The 941-nt window shown below is 73.1% G+C and carries 1 protein-coding gene; it reads right to left on the reverse strand.

The genetic code is table 11. The annotated features are described in order from the left end of the window. The coding region (locus ND486_RS28705; protein ID WP_251787436.1) for a lactate utilization protein B at positions 1–941 on the reverse strand (941 nt) is incomplete at both ends.

Raw genomic sequence — 941 nt, forward strand, 5'->3', positions numbered from 1 at the left:
CACGCCCCGCACAGGCTGGAGGCGTACGGCAGCGAGTCGGTCTGCGGGTCGGTGCCCACCCCCCGCAGCTGCGGGGTGAGGATCGCGCCGATCGGGCCCGGGTAGACCGAGCCGTAGGCGTGCCCGCCGGTGCGCTCGTAGACCGGGCACACGTTCAGGCAGGCCGAGCAGCGGATGCAACGCAGCGCCTGCCGCCCGGTCGGGTCGGCCAGGACGTCGGTGCGGCCGTTGTCCAGCAGCACCACGTGCACCTCCTGCGGCCCGTCGCCGGGGGTGACCCCGGTCCAGGTGGAGGTGTAGGGGTTCATCCGCTCCCCGGTCGAGGACCGGGGGAGCAGCTGCAGCATCACGTCCAGGTCCTGGAAGGTCGGCAGGACCTTCTCGATCCCGACCACCGACACCAGCACCTCGGGCAGGGTGAGGCACATCCGGCCGTTGCCCTCGGACTCGACGACGGTGAGCGTCCCGGTCTCGGCCACGGCGAAGTTCGCCCCCGAGACCGCCACCTTCGCCCGCAGGAACTTCTCCCGCAGGTGCTCCCGGGCCGCGGCGGCCAGGCGCGCCGGTTCGTCGGTCAGGTCCGCCGGGGCGGCGCGCCCGGCGCGGCCCATCTCGCGCAGGAAGATCTCCCGGATCTCCGCGCGGTTGCGGTGGATCGCCGGGACCAGGATGTGGCTGGGCAGGTCGTCGCCGAGCTGCACGATCAGCTCGGCGAGGTCGGTCTCCCAGGCGTGGATGCCCGCGGCCTCCAGCGCCGAGTTCAGGTCGATCTCCTGGGTGGCCATCGACTTGACCTTGACGACCTCGTCGGTGCCGTGCCGCCGCGCGATGTCGACGACGATCGCGTTCGCCTCGGCCGCGTCGCGCGCCCAGTGCACGGTGGCGCCGGCCGCCGTCAGCGACCGTTCCAGCTGCTCCAGGTAGTCGGGCAGGTGCCGCAG

Source organism: Pseudonocardia sp. DR1-2 (assembly GCF_023717215.1).
Classification (GTDB): domain Bacteria; phylum Actinomycetota; class Actinomycetes; order Mycobacteriales; family Pseudonocardiaceae; genus Pseudonocardia; species Pseudonocardia alni.